Origin of the sequence: Pontibacter rugosus (genome assembly GCF_042678745.1) — a bacterium.
Classification (GTDB): domain Bacteria; phylum Bacteroidota; class Bacteroidia; order Cytophagales; family Hymenobacteraceae; genus Pontibacter; species Pontibacter rugosus.
The window spans coordinates 1-1,783 of record NZ_JBHTLD010000393.1; the positions used below are offsets into that span (position 1 = coordinate 1).

The window sequence follows — 1,783 nt, forward strand, 5'->3', positions numbered from 1 at the left end:
GTTAAATCGCTTGGGTAAGTCATAAGTCTGTAAACTTTTATTACCCAACAACCGACACCTGCTTTTTTACTCAACTAAATCAAAACAGCCTCTAAAAGTGGCAAAATATTTTCTCTTGAAGAAAGTGTTAAAGATGAGTATGTGGATCAACTAAAGCTATATGCTTACTTGTACAATGAGGCATTTGAGAAATATCCTGATGAATTATCAATTATAGACCTCAATGAAAAAGAATACCCAATAGCATTCACCCCAGGAGATTGTGAAATACTTGCGACTAATGCAAGAGAAGTGTTGTTGGAAATTAATTCTCTTATAGAGAATAATGATCGTAAAGCGCTTGCAAACCCAGATCCAAGTAACTGTAAGAGATGCCTGTACCGACCAACATGTGAGTTTTATTGGAACCTTCCTTTATCTGAGACAGATTCAATATTCAGGGACATTAAAGGGAATCTTTCAACATTTCGACATTTTCGCAATGGTAACCTGAATGCTGTGCTGATTAGAGATGGAAAGGAATTTACTATTTCCCATTTAGGTAGCGAATACCTGCCTTTCCTAACAGATATGGTTGGAAAGAATATAGCATTTTACAACGTTAAGCTGGGTGAAATACCAGAAAGGTATCAAGCCATCAAGACGACTAAAGTATATGAATCATAAAAACAATATAGATAAAATTCTTATTCTGTCATTTTGTAGCGGTGGCGGCTTAATGGATTTAGCATTTGAGCAAGCAGGTTTTGAAGTCGCATTTTCCAACGAACTTGATAAAGACTTCTCAAGGTTTTATGAGGAGGGCATGTCTAGCTGGTCTGGTGAGCCAAGGAAAATATCCTATATAGGTGACATAACGGATGTGCGCCCCAAACATTTACAAGAAATTATTAAAAACAGGTCGTTTGGAATCGTTGGGGGACCACCGTGTCAAGATTTTTCATTGCAAGGTAAAAGAGTGGGATTTGATGGTGTTAGAGGTACACATACCTATCATTTTTACGAAAAAATAATGGACTTTCAGCCAACTTTTTTTGTAATGGAAAATGTTCCTGGCCTGGTTTCACTAAAAAATACGAAAGATGACTTTCTTTCAATTTTGGATCTTTACCGGGAAGACTACTTTATAAGTCATGCCATACTAAATGCTTTACACTACGGTGTGCCACAAAACCGTGAGAGATTATTTGTAATAGGTGTAAGAAGAGATGCATTTGAGAATGCCAGCTTACCTATATCGGATAATAATTGGTTCAGGTGGCCTGAACCAATTTATCCAGATGCAGCAAAAAGTTATCAGTGGGGAGAACCTAGTTTTAAAAATATTAATGAAGGAGATCTCCCTATTCCACCACAAGAACTTTGCGTTTCTCGAATAATGATTAATGGGGAGAAAGAGAAGATTCCGAATGCTCTAGAATTTTTTAATCTCAAACATCCGGATAAGATAAATGTCATCGAAGAGGGAGATACTTATAGACCATCGTTTAAAAGACTTCACAGAAACAAGTATAGTCCAACAGCTTGTTATGGTAACAATGAGGTTCATCTGCATCCTTTTGAAAATCGTAGATTATCGGTAAGAGAGACTTTAAGAATACAAGGAGTTCCTGATAATTATGTATTGCAGACTCCAGGAAAGCTGACTAAGAAATTTAAAATGATAGGCAATGGGGTTCCAGTACCATTAGCGTATCAAATTGCATTATCAGTTAAAACCTTCTTAATTGAATTGAAACAACATACTTAAGAAATGGATGGATATTTGGTCTAAAGAAAAGCT

At 36.2% G+C, this 1,783-nt stretch carries 2 protein-coding genes; both read left to right on the forward strand.

Going from position 1 to position 1,783, the window contains the following annotated elements; genetic code table 11:
• The first annotated feature begins 141 nt into the window (after nt 1–141).
• Nucleotides 142–666 (forward strand): hypothetical protein, encoded by a 525-nt coding sequence (locus ACFQ2O_RS21465; RefSeq protein WP_377532919.1) that lies wholly within the window; start codon nt 142–144, stop codon nt 664–666.
• A complete protein-coding gene (locus ACFQ2O_RS21470) occupies nt 656–1,750 on the forward strand; it encodes a DNA cytosine methyltransferase (RefSeq protein WP_377532921.1) in 1,095 nt (364 codons plus the stop codon). The genes ACFQ2O_RS21465 and ACFQ2O_RS21470 overlap by 11 nt, the downstream gene beginning before the upstream one ends.
• Nucleotides 1,751–1,783 lie beyond the last annotated feature (33 nt).